The organism is Pseudomonas citronellolis (genome assembly GCF_900112375.1).
In the GTDB taxonomy this organism is placed as follows: domain Bacteria; phylum Pseudomonadota; class Gammaproteobacteria; order Pseudomonadales; family Pseudomonadaceae; genus Pseudomonas; species Pseudomonas citronellolis.
In genome coordinates this window covers 109,196-131,939 of the sequence record NZ_FOLS01000003.1, presented here as the reverse complement: position 1 = coordinate 131,939, position 22,744 = coordinate 109,196, and the positions used below count along the sequence as shown (strand labels likewise).

Genomic DNA, 22,744 nt, shown 5'->3' with positions numbered 1-22,744 from the left:
CCATGGCGGAAAAAGCGTTAAAAGTCAGCCTCTTCAGCTGGGAAGGTACGGACCGCAAGGGCGGCAAGATCAAGGGGGAGCTGTCGGGCACCAATGCCGCGCTGGTGAAGGCACAATTGCGTAAGCAGGGCATCAACCCGATCAAAGTGCGCAAGAAAGGTATTTCTCTGCTGAGCAAGGGCAAGAAGATCAAGCCCATGGACATCGCCCTGTTCACCCGACAGATGGCGACCATGATGGGCTCGGGGGTGCCTTTGCTGCAGTCTTTCGACATCATCGGTGAGGGCTTCGACAACCCGAACATGCGCAAGCTGGTCGATGACATCAAGCAGGAAGTAGCTGCGGGTAACAGCCTGGCCAACTCCCTGCGTAAGAAACCCCAATACTTCGACGACCTTTATTGCAACCTGGTTGATGCTGGCGAGCAGTCAGGTGCCTTGGAAACCCTACTCGACCGGGTCGCCACCTATAAGGAAAAGACCGAGTCGCTGAAAGCCAAGATCAAGAAAGCGATGACGTACCCCATCGCAGTAATCGTCGTCGCCATCATTGTTTCGGCGATTCTGCTGATCAAGGTAGTGCCACAATTCCAAACAGTTTTCTCAAGTTTTGGTGCTGAATTGCCAGCATTCACCCAGATGGTCATTACCCTCTCGGAAATCCTGCAGCAATGGTGGCTCATTGTCCTGATCGCCCTATTCGCAATTGCTTTTGGCCTCAAGGAAGCACACAAACGCTCGGAGAAGTTCCGCGACTCGGTCGATAGAGGCATCCTGAAACTCCCCATTGTCGGCGGCATCATCTACAAGTCCGCCGTTGCCCGTTATGCACGCACCCTGTCCACTACATTCGCCGCTGGCGTGCCGTTGGTGGAGGCACTCGATTCGGTAGCTGGTGCCACCGGCAACGTGGTGTTCCGCAATGCGGTGAACAAAATCAAACAGGACGTTTCCTCTGGTACCCAATTGAATTTCTCGATGCGTACCACCGGTGTCTTCCCGACCATGGCCATCCAGATGGCAGCTATCGGCGAAGAGTCCGGTTCGCTCGACGGCATGCTGGACAAAGTAGCCTCCTACTATGAAGAAGAAGTCGACAACGCCGTCGACAACCTCACCACCCTGATGGAACCCATGATCATGGCAGTTCTCGGCGTACTGGTTGGCGGCCTGATCATCGCTATGTATCTCCCCATCTTCCAACTGGGCTCCGTCGTCTAAGCATGCCTGTACTCGACTTCCTGGCCAGCCACGCGCTGGCCTTTGTTTTATGCGCCGCCCTGCTCGGTCTTCTAGTCGGCAGCTTCCTCAACGTAGTCATCCACCGCCTCCCGAAGATGATGGAGCTGGAATGGCAACAGCAGGCGCGTGATGCGCTTTCCCTGCCCCAGCCTGAGCAAAAGGCCACCTACAACCTGGTCCTGCCCAACTCCCAGTGCCCTCATTGCGGCCATGAGATACACGCTTGGGAAAATATCCCCGTGGTCAGCTACCTGGCCTTGCGCGGCAAGTGCTCGGCCTGCAAGGCGCCGATCAGTGCGCGCTATCCGCTGGTCGAGCTGGCCACCGCCCTGCTCTCCGGTTTCGTTGCCTGGCATTTCGGCTTTACCTGGCAGGCCGGGGCCATGCTGTTGCTGACCTGGGGGCTGCTGGCCATGAGCCTGATCGATGTCGATCACCAGTTGCTGCCGGATGCCTTGGTGCTGCCGCTGCTCTGGCTGGGGTTGATCGTCAATTACTTCGGGTTGTTCACCAGCCTGGGCGATGCGCTCTGGGGCGCGGTGTTCGGTTACCTGAGCCTGTGGTCGGTGTACTGGCTGTTCAAGCTGCTGACCGGCAAGGAAGGCATGGGTTATGGCGACTTCAAGCTGCTGGCCATGCTCGGCGCCTGGGGTGGGTGGCAGGTGTTGCCGCTGACCATTCTGTTCTCGTCCCTGGTCGGGGCCGTGCTGGGCGTCATTCTGCTGCGTCTGCGCAATGCCGAGAGCAGCACGCCGATCCCCTTCGGGCCCTATCTGGCCATCGCCGGCTGGATTGCGCTGCTCTGGGGTGATCAAATAACCACTACCTATCTGCAGTTCGCCGGTTTCCGGTAGCTCCTGCTCGAACGCTGGCTCGCCTGGGCCCCTGCGTTCGCGGGGCGACGGGGAGCCTGGCGCGAGGAGTACGATGAAACCCTGGATCCTTGGCCTCACCGGCGGCATCGGCAGCGGCAAGAGCGCCGCCGCCGCCCACTTCGCCAACCTCGGCGTGCACATGGTGGATGCCGACCATGCCGCGCGCTGGGTCGTCGAGCCCGGCCGGCCGGCGCTGGCGAGCATCGTGGAGCGCTTCGGCGAAGCCATGCTGCAGCCCGACGGCACCCTGAACCGCGCCGCCCTGCGCGAGCGCATCTTCCTGTCCGCGGAAGAGCGCCGCTGGCTGGAGCAGTTGCTGCACCCGCTGATCGGCCAGGAGATCGCCAGCAACCTGGCGCAGGCCGAGTCGCCCTATGCCATTCTGGTTTCGCCGTTGCTGGTGGAATCCGGACAGCACCGCATGGCCCAGCGGGTGCTAGTGGTGGATACACCCGAGCACCTGCAACTGGAGCGCACCGTGCGCCGGGACAACGTTTCCGAGGAACAGGTGCGCGCCATTCTCCAGGCGCAGGCGCAGCGCGACGACCGCCTCAAGCATGCCGATGACATACTGCTGAACGACCGCGATCTCGGCCACCTGCAGCGCGAAGTGGAGCGCCTGCACGACTTTTATCTCAGCCTGCGCGGAGGACGCCCATGAGCCAGCCCCTGACCGTTGAATGCCCGACCTGCGGCGCCCCGGTGGAGTGGAGTGCCAAGAGCCTCTACCGCCCCTTCTGTTCCGAGCGCTGCAAGCTCATCGACCTGGGCGCCTGGGCCGCCGAGGAGCATGCGATTCCCGGCAATGACCTGGAGGACGATGTGTTCTCCGGGGAGTTGGATGCCCCACCACTGCGGGGGCATTGAGGGTTCGCGAGGTGGGATGGGCCGGCCTGTTGGCCGGCATCGCGGATGAATCCGCTCCTACACCTTCCGGCAAAACACCCCGTAGGATGGTGTTGAGCGAAGCGACACCTATCACCCCGGCCGCATGGGTTTCGCAAGCTCAACCCATCCTACAAAGAGCATCTCGGCGCAGTCGGTAAAACTGTTGCTCCTACGAACCAACCAGAGATTTCACGGTTGCGCCCTGGTCCACACCGGGGTGTAGACTGACAAGAATCGCAGCAGAGGCCCGGATCATGAGCGCCCGACTTTCCCCCATAGTCTCCGAGTTCGAAACCCCGGAGCAGGCAGCCAGCCATGATCGCTGGTTCCGCCAAAAGGTGCAGAAGTCCCTTACAGACAACCAACCAGGGCGTCCCCATGACGAGGTAATGGTCGACATGGACGCCATCATTGCCCAGGCCGAAGCCCGGAGCCAGGGCAACGACTAGTGCTATCGATCATTTGGCGCAGGAGCGCCAGTGATGACCTCGCAACCATTCTCGCCTAGATAGCCAACGGCAAGGCGCCTCAAGAGTCTGCCGTGCTGCCGTTGGCCCAGCATCCCTACCTTTACCGTCATGGACGAGTACCCGGCACACGAGAAGTCGTGGTCCATCCCAACTACATCCTGGTCTACCGGATCGACGCTGAATGCATCGAGGTCATCAGCGTCCTGCATTCGCGCCAGGAATATCCCTGATCGTCTTCACGGCCGCATGAACGCGTAGTCCCGATCCTCGTCGAGGTTCTCGGCGAGGAAGTGCAGTTCGTGCGCCAGGTCTTCTTCCGTGCGGACCTGGGCGTTGGCCCGCACCACCGAGCTGAGCAGGGCGCGCAGCACCAGTTGCGTGTCCATGCCCGCCGCTTCGGCTTCCAGCAGCAGTTCGTGAAGGCGTTGTTCGGCCCAACTGTGAATGCTCATGCCGTTCTCCATTGCTGTGGGGCAGCAGAGTGTCCCGGCGTAGCGGTTGTGGCGAACTGACCTGGATCAATCCGAGGAAAAGGATGACAGCGGCGAATTGGCTGTCATCAATGCGGCTCATCCTCGTCGTCCTTGCCCTCTTCCTTCTTCTCTTCTTTCCAGGGTGCCTGCAGGTAGCGGGTGCGGTTGAAGGTTTCCAGCCAGTCCGGGTAGAAGACCACCAGGCCGGTGACCACGGTGCCGTTGATGAAGGCCTCCGGGAACATGATCAGCCACAGGTAGCCGATGAAGTCGTCCAGCCAGGGCGGCATCGGGAAGATGCCGTCGACCCACAGCAGGCCCAGGCCCAGCAGCATGCAGCACAGGGCCGCCAGCGCCGCGGGGAAGAAGCCCGAGCAGAAGATGTAGACGAACAGGTTGCGTGGCTGGCGGCGCTCGACGAACAGCGCGGCCATTTCGGTAATGAACACCGGCACCAGCACCAGCAGCACGCCGTTGACGCCGATCGCCGCCCAGTCCTGGCGCCCCAGCAGGCACAGGCCGAGTTGCGCCACCAGGCCGACGAGCAGCGCCAGCGGCCAGTCCAGCAGCAGGGTCACCGCGGTCATGCCGATGAAGTGGAAGGACAGGCCCGAGGCGAAGTCCCGGCGCACCAGCCACAGCAGGAACAGCGCCAGCATGGTGCCGAACACCAGGTGCTGGCGGCGGAAGTCGCTGACCATTTCCACCCAGGGCGCGCGCCACGCGGCGAGCACCAGCGCGGGCAGGTAGATCGCCCAGCCCAGGGCCAGGCTCTCTTCCGAGAGCAGTTGCGCCGCTATCACGGCCGGACCTGCTCCAGCGCCTCACGCAACGCGGGCGCCGAGGTATAGGCCTGGCTGGCGAGCACCCTGCCCTGCTGCAGGCTTATCCACAACACGCTGTCTTCCGGCACCTGAAAGTGGCTGGCCACCCGCGGTTCGCGGTCGAGCAGCACGCGGTAGTTGTAGTCGCGCATGGCCGGCACGGCGAACATCCTGGAGATCAGCGAGGGCATGCGGCTGATGTCGGCGACGAAGACCGCGTGGCGTTGCTCCAGGTAACCTTGCGGGCGCCCTTCCAGCGCGGCCTTGACCAACTTGCCGCCGGCCATGCCGCGGGCCACCAGCAGGACCTTCAGGTCATCGTTCTGGGTGTAGGACTTGTCGTACTGGTCGAGCAGCGTCCAGCCCGCCGGGGAACCCGCCTCGCCGGCGGCCAGGGCCAGCAGCGGGACCAGGGACAGCAACAGTGCGACGCAGACTCTTCTCATTACTCAGACTCCGGCGGAATAGATCAGGATGTCGTCGCGCCGCCCCCAGTCGGCCTGGCCCTCCCAGAAGGCCAGCGCTTCGGGGGCGTCGCGCAGGACGAAGACATGGGACTTGCCGATGCCCAGCCGCGCCAGGCGTGCCAGGGCCTCGTCGAGCATCCGCCGGGCCAGCCCGCGGCCGCGGTAGGGCGCATCCACCACCAGGTGCTGCAGGTAGCCGCGGCGGCCGTCATGGCCGACCAGCAGGCTGCCGATCAGCGCACCCTCGGCCTCAAGCACCAGGCTGAGGTCGGGGTTGCGGGCGAGGTAGGCGGCGAAGGGTTCGAATTCGTCATCGCTGCGCAGTTGGATGCCCGGCGTGCGTTCCCAGAGGGCGATGAGCCGCGGGTGATCGGCGGTCGAGGCGCTGCGCAGGAACATGCTGAAGGGCTCCGGGGAAGGATCGCCACAGTGTACACAGGGCGCCGCCGATTCCGCCGCTTTTGCCCCGCCGCGGGGTGAGGCGCCATGTCGCAGTGGGACCTATGCGCCAGCAGCGGCTAAGCTGTTGATATGAATGAAGCCGATTACCTGCACCTGCTCCGGCGCCAGGCGGAACTGGCCAATGAGTTCCTCTCCAACGCGCGCAAGTGGGATCGGGAGTGCTGGGCCTGCGAGCGCCTGCTGCAGACGCTCAAGGTGCCCTTTCGCCAGGACGAGTTCATCGCGCCGGAACAGCAGCCGCCGGACGTGCTGTTTCGCGATGCCTGCTTCGAGGTGTTCTTCGTCCTCGACGAGGGCCGCCGGCTCAACGAGGAATGGCGCGACGAACTGCAGCGCCGGCGCCTGGCCCAGAGCCTGCGCCAGCTGATCCGTCGCGAGCAGAAGCCCAGGCGGATCAACTGCGCCGAGCTGCAGCGGCGCCTGGCGCCGACCCTGCGCAAGAAGGCGCACAACTACAGCGAGCGCGGCATCGACCCAGGCGAGCTGGACCTGCTCGCCTTCGTCAGCCTCAAGCGCGAAACGCCGGACTTCAACACCCCTTTTCCGCCGCCCACCGAGTTCCTGCGCCAGGGCTGGCGTTCGCTGTCGCTGGTGGGGCCGAACTTCGCCCGGGTGATCTTCGCCCACGACGACGCCCCGGACTTCCTGCGCGACCAGCTCGGCCGCGTGGTGCTGCTGGACAACGGTGTCGGGCTCTGACCGCCGGGTCGGATTGAGCGCGAGCCAACAGCCGACTAGAATGCTCGGCATTAGAAACGGAGGCCGCCCATGCCCAGTCGCTTGAGCCCCGAAGACCAGCAGAAGGTCGAGCAGTACCTCAGCTCGCCCGTTCACCAAGTCGAGCGTGCACCTTTCAAGCCCTGGCTGATGATGGCCGGGCTCACCCTCGTGGTCATCGTCCTGGGACTGCTCAGCCGCCTCCTGGCCTACCTCGCGCATTAGCAGCGCCGCCGGCCCGCACAGGATTCCCTAGCTATGAGTACGTCCCATGTCCCATCGTATCGTGATCGTCGGCGGCGGCGCCGGCGGGCTGGAGCTCGCGACCCGTCTCGGCCGCACCCTGGGTAAGAAGGGCCGCGCCCAGGTCACCCTGGTCGACGCCAACCTCACCCACATCTGGAAACCCCTGCTGCACGAAGTGGCCGCCGGCTCGCTCAACTCCTCGGAGGATGAGCTGAACTACGTCGCCCAGGCGAAATGGAACCACTTCCAGTTCCAGCTCGGCCGGATGAGCGGGCTGGACCGTGCGACCAAGCGCATCCAGCTGGCCGCCACCCTCGACGAGGACGGCCGCGAGCTGTTGCCGGCGCGCACCCTGGACTACGACACCCTGGTCCTGGCCATCGGCAGCACCACCAACGACTTCGGCACCGCCGGGGCCGCGCAGCACTGCATCTTCCTGGACACCCGCGAGCAGGCCGAGCGCTTCCACAAGCAACTGCTCACCCACTACCTGCGTGCCCATGCCCGCCAGGGCGAGGACGACCAGATCAGCGTGGCCATCGTCGGCGCCGGCGCCACCGGCGTCGAGCTGTCGGCCGAGCTGCACCATGCCGCGCAGGAACTGGCGGCCTACGGGCTGACCGGCATCCAGCCGGAGAACATGCGCATCACCCTGATCGAGGCCGGCCCGCGCGTGCTGCCGGCGCTGCCCGAGCGCATCAGCCAGCCGGTGCACCGCACCCTGGAGAAGCTCGGCGTGCGGGTGATGGTCGGCTCGCCGGTCAGCGAGGTGACCGCCGAGGGCCTGAAGACCGCCAGCGGCGAGTTCATCCCCGCCAGCCTCAAGGTCTGGGCCGCCGGCATCCGCGCCTCCAGCCTGCTGAAGGACCTGGACGGCCTGGAGAGCAACCGCATCAACCAGTTGGTGGTGCGCCCGACCTTGCAGACCACCCGCGACGACGACATCTTCGCCTTCGGCGACTGCGCGGCTTGCCCGCTCGGCGACGGCAGCGAACGCAACGTGCCGCCCCGCGCCCAGGCCGCGCACCAGCAGGCCTCGCTGCTGGCCAAGTCGCTGGTGGCGCGCCTGGACGGCAAGCCGCTGGGGGAATACCGCTACACCGACTATGGTTCGCTGATCTCGCTGTCGCGCTTCAGCGCCGTGGGCAATCTCATGGGCAACCTGATGGGCAGCGTGAAGCTGGAAGGCTGGCTGGCGCGGATGTTCTACATCTCGCTGTACCGCATGCACCAGATGGCGCTGTACGGCGTGACGCGCACGGCGCTGATGATGATCGGCGACCGCATCGGACGTAGCACCGAGCCGCGGTTGAAGTTGCATTGACGGCCACAAGGGGCGCGGTGCGGGGCAACCCGTAGGAGCGGATCTCATCCGCGAAACGCGCCGATACGTCCGGCTATCGCGGACAAGGTCCGCTCCTACGCCCACAGGGAAATGCCGTGCGCCCTGTAGGAGCGGGCCCTGCCCGCGATTCGCGCGCAGGGCGCGCTCCTACGGTGGGCACATCGTAGGAGCGAGCTTGCTCGCGAACAATAAGCACCGCAGCGGAGCCTGTTCGCGAGCAAGCTCGCTCCTACGAAAAGCCGTGCCCGTCCGCACCGTATCGTCCGCGATGTTTTTCCAGGCATGAAAAAGCCGCCCCTCGGGGCGGCTTTTTCGTACCACTGGTTTGCCTTAGAGCGCGGCGACCAGCGCCGGGGCCGGGAGGCCCTGGAAGTCGATCGACATCATCAGGCTCAGCACGCTGATGGCGATGATGGAGAACGCGAACAGCTTGCGTGCCCACAGGCGATCGTCTTCGGCGCGGAAGCCCGACACGGCGATGAACAGCCACCAGGCGCTGACCGCCAGGGCCACCACCAGGTAACCGTAGCCGGCGAAGCCGGTCACGGTCAGCAGCAGGGTGGCGGCGCCGAAGGCCAGCACGTAGTAGAGGATCTGCCGCTTGGTCGCTTCGATGCCACGCGCCACCGGCCACACCGGGATACCCGCCGCCTTGTAGTCGTTCAGGCGGAAGATGGCGATGGCGTAGGAGTGCGGCATCTGCCACAGGCAGAAGATCAGCAGCAGCACCGCGGCGCCCATGTCGAAGTGACCGGCCGCGGCGCAGTAGCCCACTACCGGCGGCATAGCCCCGGAGAGGCTGCCCACCAGGGTGCCGTAGATCGAGGTGCGCTTGAGCCACAGGCTGTAGAAGCCGACGTAGACCACGAAGCCGAACGCCGCCATCAGGGTCGCCTGCAGGTTGGTCTTCCACAGCAGCAGGCCGAAGCCGGCCAGGCCGAGCACCACACCGTGGGCCAGGGCGGCCTTCAGCGAGATCTGCCCGGTCACGGTCACGCGGCCGCGGGTCCGCTCCATGTGGCGGTCGATGTCGCGGTCGATGCAGTTGTTCAGCACGCACCCGCTGGCCACCACCAGCGACAGCCCGATCACCGTCGCCAGCAGCAGCATCGGGTCGACACTGCCGCGCGCGGCGAGGAAGAAGCCCCCCGCCACGGCGATCAGGTTGCCGAAGATGATGCCCGGCTTGGTCACCAGGAGATAACGCTTCAGCTTCACGTCGTCAGCCTCAGTTCACCATCGGCATCATCAGGCCATCGGCGCTGAAGATGATCCACAGCGACAGGCCCACCACCAGCAGGATGACGATCACCGTGAAGATGAACGCCATCACGTTCCAGCGGCCTTCCGAGGACATGTTCATGTGCAGGAAGCACACCAGGTGCACCACCACCTGCACCAGGCCGAGGATGACCATGGTGAGGATGGTCGCGTGGCGGGTGAAGCCACCGTCCATGACCATGTAGAACGGAATCGCGGTGAGGATGATCGACAGCACGAAACCGATTGCGTAGGAACCCAGGCTGCCGTGGCCGGCGCCGTGGTTGTCGTGTGCAGCGGCGCTCATTACACGGCCCCCATCAGGTAGACGACTGTGAATACGCAGATCCAGACGATGTCCAGGAAGTGCCAGAACAGGCTCAGGCACATCATGCGGGTGTTGGTCTGCGCGGTCAGGCCACGGCTGCCGATCTGCGCCATCAGCACCAGCATCCACAGCAGGCCTGCGGTCACGTGCAGGCCGTGCATGCCGACAAGGGTGAAGAAGGACGACAGGAACGCGCTGCGGCTCGGGCCGAAGCCTTCGACGATCAGGTGATGGAACTCGTTGACTTCCATCGCGATGAACGCGGCGCCGCAGAGGAAGGTCACGCCCAGCCAGGCGATGGCCTTGGCCTTGGCGCCCTTGTGCGCGGCCAGCATGGCCAGGCCGTAGGTGCAACTGGAGATCAGCAGGATCGCGGTTTCGACGGCCACGTAGGGCAGTTCGAAGATGTCCTTGCCGCTGGGGCCGCCGGCCGTATGGCCGACGAGCACAGCGTAGGTGGCGAAGACACTGGCGAACAGGATGCAGTCGGTCATCAGGTACAGCCAGAAGCCGAAGACCGTCATGCCACCCGCGTCGTGGTGTTCGTGATCGTGGTCATGCCCCGCTTCGTGGGCGACCGAGTGTTTGCTCAATACTGCCGTAGACATGGATCAGACCTGTTTGGCGAGTTGCTGGAAGTGGCGGTTCTCGATGCGCTCGATCTCGTCCGGCTGGACGTAGTAGTCCAGGTCGGTGACGTAGCTGCGCACGATGACGGAGGCGATCATGCCGACGAAGCCGATGCCCGCGAGCCACCAGATGTGCCAGATCGCAGCGAAGCCGAAGATGAAGGCGAACAGCGCGATGGAGAAGCCAGCGGCGGTGTTCTTCGGCATGTGGATCGGCTTGTACGAGGCCGGGGCCTGGTAGGCGCGACCGTTCTGCTTCATTTCGTGGAAGGCGTCGACATCACGCACCACCGGCAGCTCGGCGAAGTTGTAGTACGGCGGCGGCGAGGAAGTGGACCATTCCAGGGTACGGCCGCCCCACGGGTCGCCGGTCACGTCGGCCAGTTGCTTGCGGTTCTTGATGGAGACGAACAGCTGGATCAGCTGGCTGAGGATGCCGAACAGGATCAGCACGGCGCCGAAGAACGCCACCACCAGGTACGGCTTCCACAGCGGGTTGTCGTAGTGGTTCAGGCGACGGGTCATGCCCATGAAGCCGAGGATGTACAGCGGCATGAAGGCCATGTAGAAGCCGACCAGCCAGCACCAGAAGGAACGCTTGCCCCACTTCTCGTCCAGCTTGAAGCCGAAGGCTTTCGGGAACCAGAAGACGAAGCCGGCCAGGTAGCCGAACACCGCGCCACCGATGATGGTGTTGTGGAAGTGGGCGATCAGGAACAGGCTGTTGTGCAGCAGGAAGTCAGCACCCGGAATAGCCAGCAGAACGCCGGTCATGCCACCGATGGTGAAGGTGATCATGAAGCCCAGGGTCCACAGGATCGGGGTGTCGAAGCGCAGGCGGCCGCGGTAGATGGTGAACAGCCAGTTGAACAGCTTCACCCCGGTCGGGATGGAGATCAGCATGGTCGCAACGCCGAAGAAGCCGTTGACGTCGCCGCCCGAACCCATGGTGAAGAAGTGGTGCAGCCACACGGTGAAGCCGAGGAAGGTGATCGCGGCGCTCGCCCACACCATCGAGGTGTAGCCGAACATGCGCTTGCCGGCGAAGGTGGCGGTGACTTCGGAGAAGATACCGAAGGCCGGCAGGATCAGGATGTACACCTCAGGATGGCCCCAGGCCCAGAAGAGGTTGATGTACATCATGGCGTTGCCGCCGAGCTCGTTGGTGAAGAAGTGCATGTCCAGGTAGCGGTCCAGCGACAGCAGGCCCAGGGCCGCGGTCAGGATCGGGAAGGACGCGACGATCAGGATGTTGGCGAAGGTGCAGGTCCAGGTGAAGATCGGCATCTGCATCAGCTTCATGCCCGGGGTGCGCATCTTGAACACGGTGACCAGGAAGTTGATACCGGTCAGCAGCGTACCCATGCCGGATATCTGCAAGGCCCAGATGTAGTAGTCCACACCCACGCCCGGGCTGTAGGCCAGCTCGGACAGCGGCGGGTAGGCCACCCAGCCGGTACGGGCGAATTCGCCCAGGCCCAGGGACACGTTGACCAGCATCGCACTGACCACCAGCAGCCAGAAGCTGAGGGAGTTCAGGAACGGGAAGGCCACGTCGCGGGCGCCGATCTGCAGCGGAACAGCCAGGTTCATCAGGCCGGTCATGAAGGGCATGGCCATGAAGATGATCATGATCATGCCGTGCGCGGTGAAGATCTGGTCGTAGTGCTCAGGCGGCAGGAAGCCGTGGTTGGCACCTTCGGCCAGGGCCAGCTGGCCGCGCATCATGATGGCGTCGGCGAAGCCGCGCAGCAGCATGATCAGGGCGACGATGATGTACATCACGCCGATCTTCTTGTGGTCGATGGAGGTCAGCCATTCGGTCCACAGGTAGGTCCACTTGCGGTAGTAGGTGACCGCGCCGAAGACGCCGATGCCCAACAGGGCAACGACCGCCAGCGTGATCATGATGATCGGCTCGTGGTAGGGCACGGCCGACAGAGTCAGTTTCCCGAACATCTGCGCGGTTACTCCTGGATACTCGGATTGGATTGCGATTCTGCTTCGCCTTCGGCGTGTTCAGCCTTGCCCTTGCCCTTGCCCATCGCCAGGCCAGCACGCTCGTGCTTGGTCAGGATGTGCTGGAACAGGTCCGGGGTGACCGAGGAGAAGTAGGTAGCCGGAACGTTCTCGCTCGGCTTGGCCAGCTCGGGGAAACCTTCCTCGGTGAGGCCGGCCTGGGCGGACTTGACCTTGGCGACCCAGTCCTGGAAGCCCTGCTCGGAAGTGGCGATGGCCTTGAACTTCATGCCGGAGAAGCCGCTGCCGCTGTAGTTCGCGGAGATGCCGTCGAACACGCCTTCTTCGTTGGCGATCAGGTGCAGCTTGGTCAGCATCCCGGTCATCGAGTAGATCTGGCTACCCAGTTGCGGGATGAAGAAGGAGTTCATCACGGTGTCCGAGGTGATCTGGAAGTTCACCGGGGTGTCTTTCGGGAAAGCGATCTCGTTGACGGTCGCGATGCCCTGTTCCGGATAGATGAACAGCCATTTCCAGTCCAGCGAGACGGCCTGGATGGTGATCGGCTTGACGTCGGAATCCAGCGGGCGATAGGGGTCCAGCTTGTGGGTGGATTCCCAGGTCAGCCAGCCGAGGATGGCGATGATGATGCAAGGCACCAGCCACACAACCACCTCGATACGGGTGGAATGCGCCCAGTCGGGCATGTAGGTGGCCTTGGTGTTGGAAGCGCGGTATTTCCAGGCGAATGCCAGGGTCATGACGATGACCGGCACCACCACGAGCAGCATCAGCAGGGTGCAGGTGATGATCAGCGACTTCTCGTCGACGCCGATCTGCCCCTTGGGGTCGAACAGGACCATGTTGCAACCACCCAGCGAGAGCAGGGGGAGCAGCACGGACAATCTCTTCAGGTATCCAGAGTACTGGTCTATTTTCATCTTGCGGCCTTAATGGATGAACATAGCTACACCGCCCATGAGATTTACCCACGCAGGGTTCATGCTCGACGAACTGCCCGCCGCGCCTTCCAAGGCGAGACGTCTTAGTGGATCCATGGGGTAGCGAATCGGCGCTGCAAGAAAACAAGGCAAAAGGAACCCAGCCCGGCTTTCGCGTAGCGAAACCGATCCGTGTGCTGATTCGTTCCGTGTTATTCAGCGTGTTGGCGCCTGCCCTGCCGCTTCCTCGGAAGCCTGCCTGGCCGACACCTGTTCACGAGCGGATTGCCCTACTCGTTGTTGAGCAGAAACCCACCACAGTCAGCCCCTCGTTGTTATTCCAGCACCGCCTGCGGCGGGTGCCTGCCAAGGTTCTGCGACGCTGGAACCGAGGCGCTATGGGGTCAGGAATGGGCGGGCGATATTACAAGACATTTCAGAAACCACTGGCAAGGCCTGATGGTCTCATTTTTAACAAGACATTATCTCGCCAGGGTTAAGAGTGACCGCCGCCACTGCTCGAAAAACGAGCAATTCCCACAGGAAATGCAAGGTTGGAAAAGTGCCTTTCGGAGCCTTCCTGCAGTCATCGCTGAAAGGCCTGGATACTACGGCTGGCGCGGCATCCAGCCGCATCGGAAGGCGCCTTGGCGAGGCGCTTTATAACAGCGCCGCGAGGTTGAAAATGATCTCGATCAAGAGAGCTGGAAACGCCGTCGCAAACGCCCTGCGCAGAGTGCGACACATCGCCGCAGTAAGCGATTCGGGTGGGAAAAGCGTTTCAGATTCTGACTGGCTGGCCGTTTTTGACTGGGCAAAACCCGGCCGGATATGACTGATTTCGCGAAGGGTACAAACGGTGAAAAACATTAGCTCGGCGAAATGACAGCGTGATTGGGTTTGTATTTCAGCGAGGTTTCAGTCGTACCAGCTGACGCTAAAGGGATGGTTCGGCTCTTCGTAGGAGCGAGCTTGCTCGCGAATGGAGGATGCCGGATGACTTGGTGTACATCCTCAAGAGCCCCTCTCCCCAGCCCTCTCCCTGAAGGGAGAGGGGGCTTGTCCGTGTCGAGAGGAGGAATGGTTTCAGCTGGAAACCTTCGGCGCTGCCGGCTAACTCAGGAATACCCACGCACTCCGAACAGTCCCCTCTCCCTTCAGGGAGAGGGGACGGAGTTGAACCCGAGCGCAGAAGTCACCGGCCGGTTCGCGAGCAAGCTCGCTCCTACAAATCCCAGCACCGGCAAACCCCATGCCGAAAAACGAAAAAGCCCGCAATCTCAACGAGACTGCGGGCTTTTCGATTGCCGTTCACCTGGGCGACCGGCTGGAAGATGGTGGGTCGTGTAGGATTCGAACCTACGACCAATTGGTTAAAAGCCAACTGCTCTACCGACTGAGCTAACGACCCTCGATATGGTCGGGGTAGAGAGATTCGAACTCCCGACATCCTGCTCCCAAAGCAGGCGCGCTACCGGACTGCGCTATACCCCGCTTGGAAGTTGGCTCCGCGACCTGGACTCGAACCAGGGACCCAGTGATTAACAGTCACTTGCTCTACCGACTGAGCTATCGCGGAACGACGAGCCTTCCAATCCCTTCTACGTTTCGGCGTTGCCGTTTCCCGTATCAGAGGCGCGCCATTTTACGGGTCTCGAACGGACTGTCAACCCTCTGATCCAAAAAGTTTTTCTTCTTTTTCTTTGCAGGCCGGCAGGCAGATTGCTATATCTGCATAAAACAAAGTTGCCCTCGCCTGCAGGCACTGAGATCACGGACAGGATCGCCCATGAGTTCGAAGGACACCCCGCCGTCTTCCAACGTCGCCAGCCGGGCCATCCAGCCACGCTTCGGCGAGCTGGTACAGGGCTGCCGGCAGTTGGCGATGAACCACCTGGCGGAACTCCTGGCGGCGGTTTTCGCCCAAGTCGACGACACCCTCTTCGAATGCGCCGAGAAGGCCGAGAACAACCAGGTGCAGGCGCTGTTCTTCGACAGCATGCGCGAGATCCGCCGCCAGCGCCCCACCCTCGAGCGCCTTTATCACCAGCGCTTCGCCAAGGGCCTTGGCGACTTCATGCAGGGCACCCTGCCCTCCCGGGCGCACCTGGAGGAGCTGGACGTCGAGCAGTTGTCCCTGGTCGGCAACGAGGAATACGAGGAAACCCTGCTCATCACCAACATGGTGAACCAGGTCAAGGCGCAGTGCGCGCAATCCCTGTTCGCCCTGGACCAGCGCCTGGCCCTGCTCAACAACGGCAGCAAGCTGGCCGAGGACAGCAACCCCTTCGGCCCCCAGGCGATCGCCCAGTGCTTCCGCGAGATGCTCGCGGAAAGCCGCTTCGCCCTGCGCATCAAGACCGTGCTCTATGTCTTGTTCGACCAGCAGGTGATGCGCAACCTGCCACCTCTATATGAACAACTGAATCGACGCCTGACCGAGGCCGGCATCCTGCCCAACCTGCGCTACCGCGCCCAGCAGGGCTCGCACCCGGCACCACGCCCGAGCGCAGCGGCCCCCGGGCAAGCCACGCCAGCGGCGTCGGCCGATACCGGCAGCGGAGGCAGCAACGCCGCGGTACCTCCCGGCGCCCCGGGCGCATCCGCCAGCACCGAAGCGCCGCCGCTGGACTTCAGCGAGCTGCCGCCCTACCCGCCCAGCGACCAGCAGGCGCTCTACGGCGGCCTCAACGCCCTGCTCGCCGAACACCGGCGGCGCGGCCTGGAGAACTTCGGCCATAGCGACAGCATCGCCCGCCTGACGCCACGCGGGGCGACCCGCACCTACAGCGCCGGGGAACTGCTCGACGCGCTCAATCGCCTGCAGCGTATCTCCGCCCAGGACCTCGCCCGGCGCATCCGCCAGCCCCAGGCGGTCCAGCAGTTCAAAGAGGACCTGCACCAGCAACTGGAAGCCGGCAGCGACCGCCCCGGGCAGAACAAGCTGACCGACCAGGAAGCCGACGTCATCGACCTGGTCGGCATGGTCTTCGACTTCATCCTCGACGACGAAAGCCTGCCGGACAGCTGCAAGACCACCCTCTCCCACCTGCACACGCCCTTCCTCAAGGTGGCCCTGCAGGACAAGGCGCTGTTCACCCAGCACCACCACCCGGCCCGCCGCCTGCTCAACGCCATGGCCCAGGCCGGCTCGCTGTACGGCGGCGACGGCGAGGAGCGCGGGCTGCTGGCGAAGATGCACTGGGTGGTCGAGCGGGTGATCCAGGACTTCGCCGGCGACCTGCGCCTGTTCGACGAGCTGCTCAGCGACTTCAACGAATACATCGGCAACATCCGCCAGAAGGCCGAACTGCGCGAACGCCGCGCCACCGAGGCGGCCCGCGGCCGCGACCGCCTGCTGGGCGCGCGCGAACAGGCGATCGAGGTCATCCGCAACGCCTGCGCCGAACGCGAACTACCGCAACTGGTGCGCAATTTTCTCGACCTCAGCTGGGCCGATGCCCTGACCTTCATCATCCTGCGCAACGGCGAGGACAGCGATGAATGGCGCCGCGCCTGCGAGATCGCCGAGCAACTGGCCTGGAGCGTCACGCCGCAGGACAGCGCCGGCCGCGAGCGCCTGCAAGCCATGCGCCCGGCGCTGCTGGAAGACCTGCGCAAGGGCCTGGAAGTGCTCGGCGGCTACCACGAGGAAGGCATCCGCCGCCTGCTGCAGGACCTGGTCGCCTGCCAGCACGCGATCCAGGCGCAGCAGCCGGAAATCGCCGCCAGGCTGCACCCCGAACTGCCGGAAAGCCCGCTGGGGGCGATGCTCGACGGCGAAAGCGTGGCCGAGCGGCAGACCGAGGAAAGCCTGTCCATCCGCGCCCGGGCGATCATGGAGGAACTGCGCCGCATCGAATTCGGCACCTGGTTCGAGTTCACCGACAGCACGCCGCCACGGCGCCTGAAGCTGTCCTGGTTCAGCCCCACCACGCGCAACTATATGTTCGTCGATCACCTGGGGCAGCGCGTCGCCGTCAAACCCATCGGCCAGTTGGCGCTGGAGATGGAACAGGGCAAGGTGCGCCTGGCCGGAGCCGGGGCCCAGCCCCTGGTCGACCGCGCGCTCGGCGCCATCTACCGCATGCTGCAGCGCTTTGCCGGGCGCCCCAACAGCCCATCCGAGGAGTAAGCGATGGACGAACGCCGCCAGCACAACCGGCACAGCACGGACCTGAAGGTCGAGGTCTTCGACCGCCACACCGGACGCAGCCTCGGCCGCCTGGCCGACCTCTCCGTCGAAGGCTTCATGCTCTGCGGCGTCGACGTGCCGGCAGCGGATTCGGTGCTGGAATGCCGCCTGGTGCCCCTGCCGCCGCTGCACGAGGTGGGCGAGATCACCCTGGGCGCCGACTGCCTGTGGAGCCGCAGTGGCGGCGAGGGTCAGCTGGGCTGGGCGGGCTTCCACATCATCGACCTGGCGGACGACCAGGCGAAGGCGCTGGAGGAGTTGATTGCGCATCTTTGAAGGGCAGCACTTGTGCAGTGCTCCGACCGTCTGAGCGCTGGTTTCGCCCGGTCTTTCGAAGGGGCGCTCCAGTGCGCGCGGATGTTTCATCGTAGGGCCATAACGCCTACGGCGTTATCCGCCGAATCGCGGACAGAGTCCTCCTCCCCCCACCGGCAAACCACCCCGTAGGATGGTGTTGAGCGAAGCGATACCCATCACCGCGGCCGCATGGGTTTCGCAAGCTCAACCCATCCTACGAAGAGCATCTCGGCGCAGTCGGCAAGACAGTTGCTCCTACGATTACAGGGAAGCACGGGCGTAGGAGCGGACTCCGTCCGCGATTGGATTCACCGACCACGCCGGACATCCCGGCGGCACGGATGGCGGCGGATAACCGCGAACGGTTATGCGCCCTACGCGCCTACAAAAAAGAAAAAGCCCCGCAACGCGGGGCTTTTCCAGAGGCACCAAGATCAGGCAAACACGATCTCGTCGCCCTCCACCTTGGCATGGATCTTCGCCCCGGGAAGGAACTTGCCGGCCAGGATCAACTGCGCCAGCGGGTTCTCGATCCAGCGCTGGATCGCCCGCTTCAGCGGCCGCGCGCCGTACACCGGGTCGAAGCCGACGGAGATCAGCTTGTCCATCGCCTCCGTGCTCAGCTCCAGGCTCAGCTCGCGTTCGGCCAGGCGCTTGCGCAGGCGGCCCATCTGGATCTCGGCGATGCCGGCGATCTGCTCGCGGGCCAGCGGTTCGAACACCACCACCTCGTCGATCCGGTTGATGAACTCCGGACGGAAGTGCGCGTTCACCGCGTCCATCACCGCCGCGCGCTGGGCCTCCTGGTCGCCGACCAGTTCCTGGATCTGCGCCGAACCGAGGTTGGAGGTCATCACCACCACAGTGTTGCGGAAGTCCACGGTGCGGCCATGGCTGTCGGTCAGGCGGCCGTCTTCGAGCACCTGCAGGAGGATGTTGAAGACGTCCGGGTGGGCTTTCTCCACCTCGTCCAGCAGCACCACCGAGTACGGCTTGCGGCGCACGGCTTCGGTCAGGTAGCCGCCTTCCTCATAGCCGACGTAGCCCGGCGGGGCGCCAATCAGGCGGGCCACCGAGTGTTTTTCCATGAACTCCGACATGTCGATGCGCACCAGCGCCTCTTCGGTGTCGAAGAGGAATTCGGCCAGGGCCTTGCACAGCTCGGTCTTGCCCACCCCGGTCGGGCCGAGGAACAGGAAGGAACCGCTGGGCCGGTTCGGGTCGGCCAGGCCGGCGCGGGAGCGGCGCACGGCGTTGGCCACGGCCACCACCGCTTCGTGCTGGCCGATGACGCGCTTGTGCAGCTCATCTTCCATGCGCAGCAGCTTCTCGCGCTCGCCTTCGAGCATCTTCGACACCGGGATGCCGGTCCACTTGGACACGACCTCGGCGATCTCCTCGTCGGTCACCTTGTTGCGCAGCAGCTGGTTCTCCGCCTTGCCGTGCTGGTCGACCATCTGCAGGCTGCGCTCAAGGTCCGGGATAACCCCGTACTGCAGCTCGGCCATGCGGTTCAGGTCGCCCTTGCGGCGGGCCAGTTCCAGCTCGGTCTTGGCCTGCTCGATCTTCTGCTGGATCTGCGCCGAGCCTTGCACCTCGGCCTTCTCCGACTTCCAGATCTCTTCCAGGTCGGCGTATTCGCGTTCGAGCTTGGCGATGTCTTCTTCCAGCTTGGCCAGGCGCTTCTTGGTGGCCTCGTCGTCTTCCTTCTTCAGCGCCTCGCGCTCGATCTTCAACTGGATCAGCCGGCGGTCCAGGCGGTCCAGCTCCTCCGGCTTGGAGTCGATCTCCATACGGATGCGGCTGGCGGCCTCGTCGATCAGGTCGATGGCCTTGTCCGGCAGCTGGCGGTCGGTGATGTAGCGGTGCGACAGCTTGGCCGCGGCGATGATGGCGCCGTCGGTGATGGTCACACCGTGGTGTACCTCGTAGCGCTCCTTGAGGCCACGCAGGATGGCGATGGTGTCTTCCTCGCTGGGCTCGTCCACCAGCACCTTCTGGAAACGCCGCTCCAGGGCCGCGTCCTTCTCGATGTACTGGCGGTATTCGTCCAGGGTGGTGGCGCCGACGCAGTGCAGCTCGCCGCGGGCCAGGGCCGGCTTGAGCATGTTGCCGGCGTCCATCGCGCCCTCGGCCTTGCCGGCGCCGACCATGGTGTGCAGTTCGTCGATGAACAGGATGATCCGCCCTTCCTGCTTGGACAGCTCGTTGAGCACCGCCTTCAGGCGCTCCTCGAACTCGCCGCGGAACTTGGCGCCGGCGATCAGCGCGCCCATGTCCAGGGCCAGCAGGCGCTTGTCCTTGAGGCCGTCGGGTACTTCGCCGTTGACGATGCGCTGGGCCAGGCCTTCGACGATGGCAGTCTTGCCCACACCAGGCTCGCCGATCAGCACCGGGTTGTTCTTGGTGCGCCGCTGCAGGACCTGGATGGTGCGGCGGATCTCGTCGTCACGGCCAATCACCGGGTCGAGCTTGCCGTCCTCGGCGCGCTTGGTCATGTCCACGGTGTACTTGTCCAGGGCCTGGCGCGACTCCTCGGCATTGGGGTCGTTGACCGCCTCGCCGCCGCGCAGGTTGTTCACCGCGTTCTCCAGGGCCTTCTTGCTCACGCCCTGGCCGAGCAGCAGCTTGCCGAGCTTGGCGTTGTCGTCCAGGGCGGCGAGCAGCACCAGTTCGCTGGAAATGAACTGGTCGCCCTTCTGCTGGGCCAGGCGGTCGGCCTGGTTGAGCAGGCGCGCCAGGTCCTGCGACAGGTTAACGTCGCCGGTGGGGTTCTGGATTTTCGGCAGCGCGTCCAGTTCTTTATTCAAGGCTGCGCGCAGGGCCGGGATATCGAAGCCGACCTGCATCAGCAGGGGCTTGATGGAGCCGCCCTGCTGTTCGAGCAGAGCGGAAAGCAAGTGCACTGGCTCGATGGCCGGGTGATCGTGGCCAACGGCCAGGGACTGGGCATCGGACAGCGCCAGTTGCAGCTTGCTGGTCAAACGGTCGATTCGCATGGAGTTCGTCCTTCCTTCTAGATAGCGGGTCGGGGCGATACCTGCCCCTGATGAAGAAACAACCCGCCGGGATGCCAGTTAGATAAGGACGATTTTGGCCGCTTCAAGCCAAATCGCCATGACGCCGGTCAGTTCGTGCCGGCGCAAGGCCACCACGGCATAGGCATCCGAATGCAGGGGAAGGGTGTTGCCGACTGCGCCGAGGCGCTCTTCGTAGGATGGGTTGAGCGAAGCGATACCCATCACCACGACCGCATGGGTTTCGCAGGCTCAACCCATCCTACGGGGCTGCGGAACCTGTTCGCGAGCAAGCTCGCTCCTACGAAGATCGGGAGCTACAGAGTCAGGCCAGCCAGACCAGGCTGGCCTGGCGCCCGGTGCGCGGGTTGCGGCGGTAGGAATAGAAGCGCTCGGTGTCGCTGAAGGTGCACAGCCCCCCACCGTAGACGGCGGTCACACCCCGCGCGGCCAGGCGGATACGTGCGAGCTGGTAGATGTCGGCCATGTAGCGGCCGGCATTCATGCTGGGCACGAAGGCCGCCTCGGCCTCGGCGTGGTCGGCGAGGAAGGCTTCACGGACTTCCGGGCCGACCTCGAAGGCCTGCGGGCCGATGGCCGGGCCGAGCCAGACCAGCACCTCGTCAGCCGGCACCGCCAGCCTGTCCAACGTGGCTTCCAGCACGCCGCCGGCCAGCCCGCGCCAGCCGGCATGGGCCGCTGCAACACGGGTGCCGGCGCGGTCGCAGAACAGCGCCGGCAGGCAATCGGCGGTGAGCACCGCGCAGGCGATGCCCGGCGTGGCGCTCCAGTTGGCGTCGGCAGTGGCGACGCGGGAAGGATCGGCTTCCACCACCTCGATGCCGTGCACCTGGCTCAACCAGGCCGGCCGGCAACCCTGGGCCTGTTCCAGGCGGCGGCGGTTCTCGGCCACCGCGGCCGGCTCGTCGCCGACGTGGTCACCGAGGTTGAAGCTGTCGAACGGCGCCTGGCTCACCCCGCCGGCGCGGGTGCTGACGCAGGCGCGCACGTTGGCCGGCGCCGGCCAGTCGGGGATGAGCCAGGGCGAGGTCATACGAAGGACTCGTTGTCCTGGCGCAGCAGGCTGAGCAGCCAGGTGAAGTCGTCAGGCAGCGGCGACTCCCACTTCATGCGCACGCCGGTGGCCGGGTGGTCCAGTTCGAGGAAGCGCGCGTGCAGCGCCTGGCGCGGGAAGTCGCGCAGCGACTCGACCAGCGTCGGGCTGGCTCCCGGCGGAATGCGGAAGCGCCCGCCGTAGACCGGGTCGCCCACCAGCGGGAAGCCGATGTGCGACATATGTACGCGGATCTGGTGGGTGCGGCCGGTCTCCAGCTTCACCCGGGTGTGGGTGTGCGAGCGGAAGCGCTCCAGCACCCGGTAATGGCTGATCGCCTGCTTGCCGGTGGACACCACCGCCATCTTCTGGCGCATCACGCCGTGGCGGCTGATGGGCGCGTCGATCTTGCCGCCGGCGACTATCACCCCGACCACGATGGCCTCGTAGATACGGCTCACCGAGCGCGCCTGCAACTGGGCGACCAGGTTGGTGTGGGCTTCGAGGGTCTTGGCCACCACCATCAGGCCGGTGGTGTCCTTGTCCAGGCGGTGCACGATGCCGGCGCGCGGCACGTTGGCCAGGTGCGGCACGTGGTGCAGCAGGGCGTTGAGCAGGGTGCCGTCCTGGTGCCCGGCGGCCGGGTGGACCACCAGCCCCGCGGGCTTGTCGATCACCAGGATGTGCTCGTCCTCGTAGACGATGTCCAGCTCGATGTCCTGGGCCTTCCACTCGCCCTGGGCCTCCAGTTGCACCTCCAGCGCCAGGCGCGAGCCGGCGTGGACGACGTCCTTCGGGCGCAGCACGGCGCCGTCGACGGTCAGGTGGCCGTCCTTGATCCAGCCGGCCAGGCGCGAGCGGGAGTGTTCGGGGAAGAGTTGTGCGGCGACCTGGTCGAGGCGTTGGCCTCCCAGGTCGAACGGCACTTCTGCCGCCAGTTGGATGAGATCGGACATGATGGGACGCAGTGGGCGCGCCACCTTTTGGTGGGCGGCACGCTGTGGTTAAATACGGGGCCTTTGTCCCAGGGGTTCGCCTGGGGCGCCAATCATAACA

The 22,744-nt window shown here is 64.5% G+C and carries 24 protein-coding genes and 3 tRNA genes; 11 read left to right on the top strand and 16 right to left on the bottom strand.

What is annotated here, in order from left to right:
* Positions 1 to 2: 2 nt before the first annotated feature.
* From BM060_RS04095 to BM060_RS04070, 6 genes are all read left to right on the top strand, one after another.
* Entirely contained in the window at positions 3 to 1,220 is a 1,218-nt protein-coding gene (locus BM060_RS04095; protein WP_074977507.1) for a type II secretion system F family protein, read from the top strand.
* 2 nt (positions 1,221 to 1,222) lie between these two features.
* On the top strand, positions 1,223 to 2,095 hold the full coding sequence (locus tag BM060_RS04090; RefSeq protein WP_074977505.1) for a prepilin peptidase: 873 nt from the start codon (positions 1,223 to 1,225) through the stop codon (positions 2,093 to 2,095).
* A 73-nt stretch (positions 2,096 to 2,168) separates the two neighbouring features.
* Entirely contained in the window at positions 2,169 to 2,777 is a 609-nt protein-coding gene (coaE, locus tag BM060_RS04085; protein WP_074977502.1) for a dephospho-CoA kinase, read from the top strand.
* Entirely contained in the window at positions 2,774 to 2,983 is a 210-nt protein-coding gene (yacG, locus tag BM060_RS04080) for a DNA gyrase inhibitor YacG (RefSeq protein ID WP_043272268.1), read from the top strand. The genes coaE and yacG overlap by 4 nt, the downstream gene beginning before the upstream one ends.
* 275 nt (positions 2,984 to 3,258) lie before the next feature.
* Positions 3,259 to 3,453 (top strand): type II toxin-antitoxin system RelB family antitoxin, encoded by a 195-nt coding sequence (gene relB / locus BM060_RS04075; protein ID WP_074977500.1) that lies wholly within the window; start codon positions 3,259 to 3,261, stop codon positions 3,451 to 3,453.
* A 59-nt stretch (positions 3,454 to 3,512) separates the two neighbouring features.
* Complete coding sequence (locus tag BM060_RS04070; RefSeq protein ID WP_074977497.1) at positions 3,513 to 3,704, top strand: type II toxin-antitoxin system RelE/ParE family toxin; 192 nt, start codon at positions 3,513 to 3,515, stop codon at positions 3,702 to 3,704.
* A gap of 6 nt (positions 3,705 to 3,710) precedes the next feature.
* Here BM060_RS04070 and BM060_RS04065 read toward each other — a convergent pair whose 3' ends face one another.
* From BM060_RS04065 to BM060_RS04050, 4 genes are all read right to left on the bottom strand, one after another.
* The gene (locus tag BM060_RS04065; protein ID WP_074977495.1) at positions 3,711 to 3,926 is read right to left on the bottom strand and encodes a hypothetical protein; all 216 of its coding nucleotides are present in this window, start codon (positions 3,924 to 3,926) and stop codon (positions 3,711 to 3,713) included.
* Positions 3,927 to 4,033: 107 nt separating this feature from the next.
* Positions 4,034 to 4,750, bottom strand: a complete 717-nt coding sequence (locus tag BM060_RS04060; protein ID WP_074977492.1) for an energy-coupling factor ABC transporter permease — start codon at positions 4,748 to 4,750, stop codon at positions 4,034 to 4,036.
* A complete protein-coding gene (locus tag BM060_RS04055; RefSeq protein ID WP_074977490.1) occupies positions 4,747 to 5,217 on the bottom strand; it encodes an FAD/FMN-containing dehydrogenase in 471 nt (156 codons plus the stop codon). Before BM060_RS04055 ends, BM060_RS04060 begins: the two co-directional genes overlap by 4 nt.
* A gap of 3 nt (positions 5,218 to 5,220) precedes the next feature.
* Positions 5,221 to 5,637, bottom strand: a complete 417-nt coding sequence (locus tag BM060_RS04050; protein ID WP_074977488.1) for a GNAT family N-acetyltransferase — start codon at positions 5,635 to 5,637, stop codon at positions 5,221 to 5,223.
* Positions 5,638 to 5,769: 132 nt separating this feature from the next.
* Between BM060_RS04050 and BM060_RS04045 the strand changes: the two genes are divergently transcribed.
* The 3 genes from BM060_RS04045 to BM060_RS04035 all read left to right on the top strand — a co-directional run bounded on the left by BM060_RS04045 (position 5,770) and on the right by BM060_RS04035 (position 7,987).
* Positions 5,770 to 6,399, top strand: a complete 630-nt coding sequence (locus BM060_RS04045) for a DUF1780 domain-containing protein (RefSeq protein WP_009617612.1) — start codon at positions 5,770 to 5,772, stop codon at positions 6,397 to 6,399.
* A gap of 69 nt (positions 6,400 to 6,468) precedes the next feature.
* On the top strand, positions 6,469 to 6,642 hold the full coding sequence (locus BM060_RS04040; RefSeq protein WP_009617611.1) for a DUF3094 family protein: 174 nt from the start codon (positions 6,469 to 6,471) through the stop codon (positions 6,640 to 6,642).
* 46 nt (positions 6,643 to 6,688) lie between these two features.
* Positions 6,689 to 7,987, top strand: a complete 1,299-nt coding sequence (locus BM060_RS04035; RefSeq protein WP_074977486.1) for an NAD(P)/FAD-dependent oxidoreductase — start codon at positions 6,689 to 6,691, stop codon at positions 7,985 to 7,987.
* 351 nt (positions 7,988 to 8,338) lie between these two features.
* Here the strand turns inward: BM060_RS04035 and cyoE are convergent, their stop codons facing one another.
* The 8 genes from cyoE to BM060_RS03995 all read right to left on the bottom strand — a co-directional run bounded on the left by cyoE (position 8,339) and on the right by BM060_RS03995 (position 14,704).
* The gene (gene cyoE, locus BM060_RS04030) at positions 8,339 to 9,226 is read right to left on the bottom strand and encodes a heme o synthase (protein ID WP_043272262.1); all 888 of its coding nucleotides are present in this window, start codon (positions 9,224 to 9,226) and stop codon (positions 8,339 to 8,341) included.
* Between the two features lie 10 nt (positions 9,227 to 9,236).
* The gene (gene cyoD / locus BM060_RS04025; RefSeq protein WP_009617607.1) at positions 9,237 to 9,575 is read right to left on the bottom strand and encodes a cytochrome o ubiquinol oxidase subunit IV; all 339 of its coding nucleotides are present in this window, start codon (positions 9,573 to 9,575) and stop codon (positions 9,237 to 9,239) included.
* The gene (gene cyoC, locus BM060_RS04020; protein ID WP_009617605.1) at positions 9,575 to 10,204 is read right to left on the bottom strand and encodes a cytochrome o ubiquinol oxidase subunit III; all 630 of its coding nucleotides are present in this window, start codon (positions 10,202 to 10,204) and stop codon (positions 9,575 to 9,577) included. Before cyoC ends, cyoD begins: the two co-directional genes overlap by 1 nt.
* A gap of 3 nt (positions 10,205 to 10,207) precedes the next feature.
* Positions 10,208 to 12,184, bottom strand: a complete 1,977-nt coding sequence (gene cyoB / locus BM060_RS04015) for a cytochrome o ubiquinol oxidase subunit I (RefSeq protein ID WP_074977484.1) — start codon at positions 12,182 to 12,184, stop codon at positions 10,208 to 10,210.
* A gap of 8 nt (positions 12,185 to 12,192) precedes the next feature.
* On the bottom strand, positions 12,193 to 13,125 hold the full coding sequence (gene cyoA, locus BM060_RS04010) for a ubiquinol oxidase subunit II (protein ID WP_074977483.1): 933 nt from the start codon (positions 13,123 to 13,125) through the stop codon (positions 12,193 to 12,195).
* Positions 13,126 to 14,460: 1,335 nt separating this feature from the next.
* Positions 14,461 to 14,536, bottom strand: a tRNA-Lys gene (locus tag BM060_RS04005).
* A gap of 6 nt (positions 14,537 to 14,542) precedes the next feature.
* A tRNA-Pro gene (locus BM060_RS04000) sits at positions 14,543 to 14,619 on the bottom strand.
* 9 nt (positions 14,620 to 14,628) lie between these two features.
* A tRNA-Asn gene (locus BM060_RS03995) sits at positions 14,629 to 14,704 on the bottom strand.
* 210 nt (positions 14,705 to 14,914) lie between these two features.
* Here BM060_RS03995 and BM060_RS03990 point away from each other — a divergent pair.
* Positions 14,915 to 17,260, top strand: a complete 2,346-nt coding sequence (locus BM060_RS03990; protein WP_074977481.1) for a DUF1631 domain-containing protein — start codon at positions 14,915 to 14,917, stop codon at positions 17,258 to 17,260.
* A gap of 3 nt (positions 17,261 to 17,263) precedes the next feature.
* On the top strand, positions 17,264 to 17,596 hold the full coding sequence (locus tag BM060_RS03985; protein ID WP_043274046.1) for a PilZ domain-containing protein: 333 nt from the start codon (positions 17,264 to 17,266) through the stop codon (positions 17,594 to 17,596).
* A 455-nt stretch (positions 17,597 to 18,051) separates the two neighbouring features.
* On the opposite strand, the gene clpB is transcribed toward BM060_RS03985, so the two are convergent.
* From clpB to rluD, 4 genes are all read right to left on the bottom strand, one after another.
* Positions 18,052 to 20,616: an ATP-dependent chaperone ClpB gene (gene clpB / locus BM060_RS03980; protein WP_074977479.1), complete on the bottom strand. Its 2,565-nt coding sequence runs from the start codon at positions 20,614 to 20,616 to the stop codon at positions 18,052 to 18,054.
* 78 nt (positions 20,617 to 20,694) lie between these two features.
* Entirely contained in the window at positions 20,695 to 20,859 is a 165-nt protein-coding gene (locus BM060_RS32875; RefSeq protein WP_159458809.1) for a hypothetical protein, read from the bottom strand.
* Positions 20,860 to 20,959: 100 nt separating this feature from the next.
* The gene (pgeF, locus tag BM060_RS03975) at positions 20,960 to 21,688 is read right to left on the bottom strand and encodes a peptidoglycan editing factor PgeF (RefSeq protein WP_074977477.1); all 729 of its coding nucleotides are present in this window, start codon (positions 21,686 to 21,688) and stop codon (positions 20,960 to 20,962) included.
* A complete protein-coding gene (rluD, locus tag BM060_RS03970) occupies positions 21,685 to 22,644 on the bottom strand; it encodes a 23S rRNA pseudouridine(1911/1915/1917) synthase RluD (protein WP_069861972.1) in 960 nt (319 codons plus the stop codon). The genes pgeF and rluD overlap by 4 nt, the downstream gene beginning before the upstream one ends.
* Positions 22,645 to 22,744: the final 100 nt, after the last annotated feature.

Bases quoted from the DNA above. Each gene is read 5' to 3' on its own strand.
- BM060_RS04095 (WP_074977507.1), top strand. From the start codon at position 3: ATGGCGGAAAAAGCGTTAAAAGTCAGCCTCTTCAGCTGGGAAGGTACG.
- BM060_RS04090 (WP_074977505.1), top strand. From the start codon at position 1,223: ATGCCTGTACTCGACTTCCTGGCCAGCCACGCGCTGGCCTTTGTTTTA.
- coaE (WP_074977502.1), top strand. From the start codon at position 2,169: ATGAAACCCTGGATCCTTGGCCTCACCGGCGGCATCGGCAGCGGCAAG.
- yacG (WP_043272268.1), top strand. From the start codon at position 2,774: ATGAGCCAGCCCCTGACCGTTGAATGCCCGACCTGCGGCGCCCCGGTG.
- relB (WP_074977500.1), top strand. From the start codon at position 3,259: ATGAGCGCCCGACTTTCCCCCATAGTCTCCGAGTTCGAAACCCCGGAG.
- BM060_RS04065 (WP_074977495.1), bottom strand. From the start codon at position 3,926: ATGAGCATTCACAGTTGGGCCGAACAACGCCTTCACGAACTGCTGCTG.
- BM060_RS04055 (WP_074977490.1), bottom strand. From the start codon at position 5,217: ATGAGAAGAGTCTGCGTCGCACTGTTGCTGTCCCTGGTCCCGCTGCTG.
- BM060_RS04050 (WP_074977488.1), bottom strand. From the start codon at position 5,637: ATGTTCCTGCGCAGCGCCTCGACCGCCGATCACCCGCGGCTCATCGCC.
- BM060_RS04045 (WP_009617612.1), top strand. From the start codon at position 5,770: ATGAATGAAGCCGATTACCTGCACCTGCTCCGGCGCCAGGCGGAACTG.
- BM060_RS04040 (WP_009617611.1), top strand. From the start codon at position 6,469: ATGCCCAGTCGCTTGAGCCCCGAAGACCAGCAGAAGGTCGAGCAGTAC.
- BM060_RS04035 (WP_074977486.1), top strand. From the start codon at position 6,689: ATGTCCCATCGTATCGTGATCGTCGGCGGCGGCGCCGGCGGGCTGGAG.
- cyoD (WP_009617607.1), bottom strand. From the start codon at position 9,575: ATGAGCGCCGCTGCACACGACAACCACGGCGCCGGCCACGGCAGCCTG.
- cyoC (WP_009617605.1), bottom strand. From the start codon at position 10,204: ATGTCTACGGCAGTATTGAGCAAACACTCGGTCGCCCACGAAGCGGGG.
- cyoB (WP_074977484.1), bottom strand. From the start codon at position 12,184: ATGTTCGGGAAACTGACTCTGTCGGCCGTGCCCTACCACGAGCCGATC.
- cyoA (WP_074977483.1), bottom strand. From the start codon at position 13,125: ATGAAAATAGACCAGTACTCTGGATACCTGAAGAGATTGTCCGTGCTG.
- BM060_RS03990 (WP_074977481.1), top strand. From the start codon at position 14,915: ATGAGTTCGAAGGACACCCCGCCGTCTTCCAACGTCGCCAGCCGGGCC.
- BM060_RS03985 (WP_043274046.1), top strand. From the start codon at position 17,264: ATGGACGAACGCCGCCAGCACAACCGGCACAGCACGGACCTGAAGGTC.
- clpB (WP_074977479.1), bottom strand. From the start codon at position 20,616: ATGCGAATCGACCGTTTGACCAGCAAGCTGCAACTGGCGCTGTCCGAT.
- BM060_RS32875 (WP_159458809.1), bottom strand. From the start codon at position 20,859: ATGGGTATCGCTTCGCTCAACCCATCCTACGAAGAGCGCCTCGGCGCA.
- pgeF (WP_074977477.1), bottom strand. From the start codon at position 21,688: ATGACCTCGCCCTGGCTCATCCCCGACTGGCCGGCGCCGGCCAACGTG.
- rluD (WP_069861972.1), bottom strand. From the start codon at position 22,644: ATGTCCGATCTCATCCAACTGGCGGCAGAAGTGCCGTTCGACCTGGGA.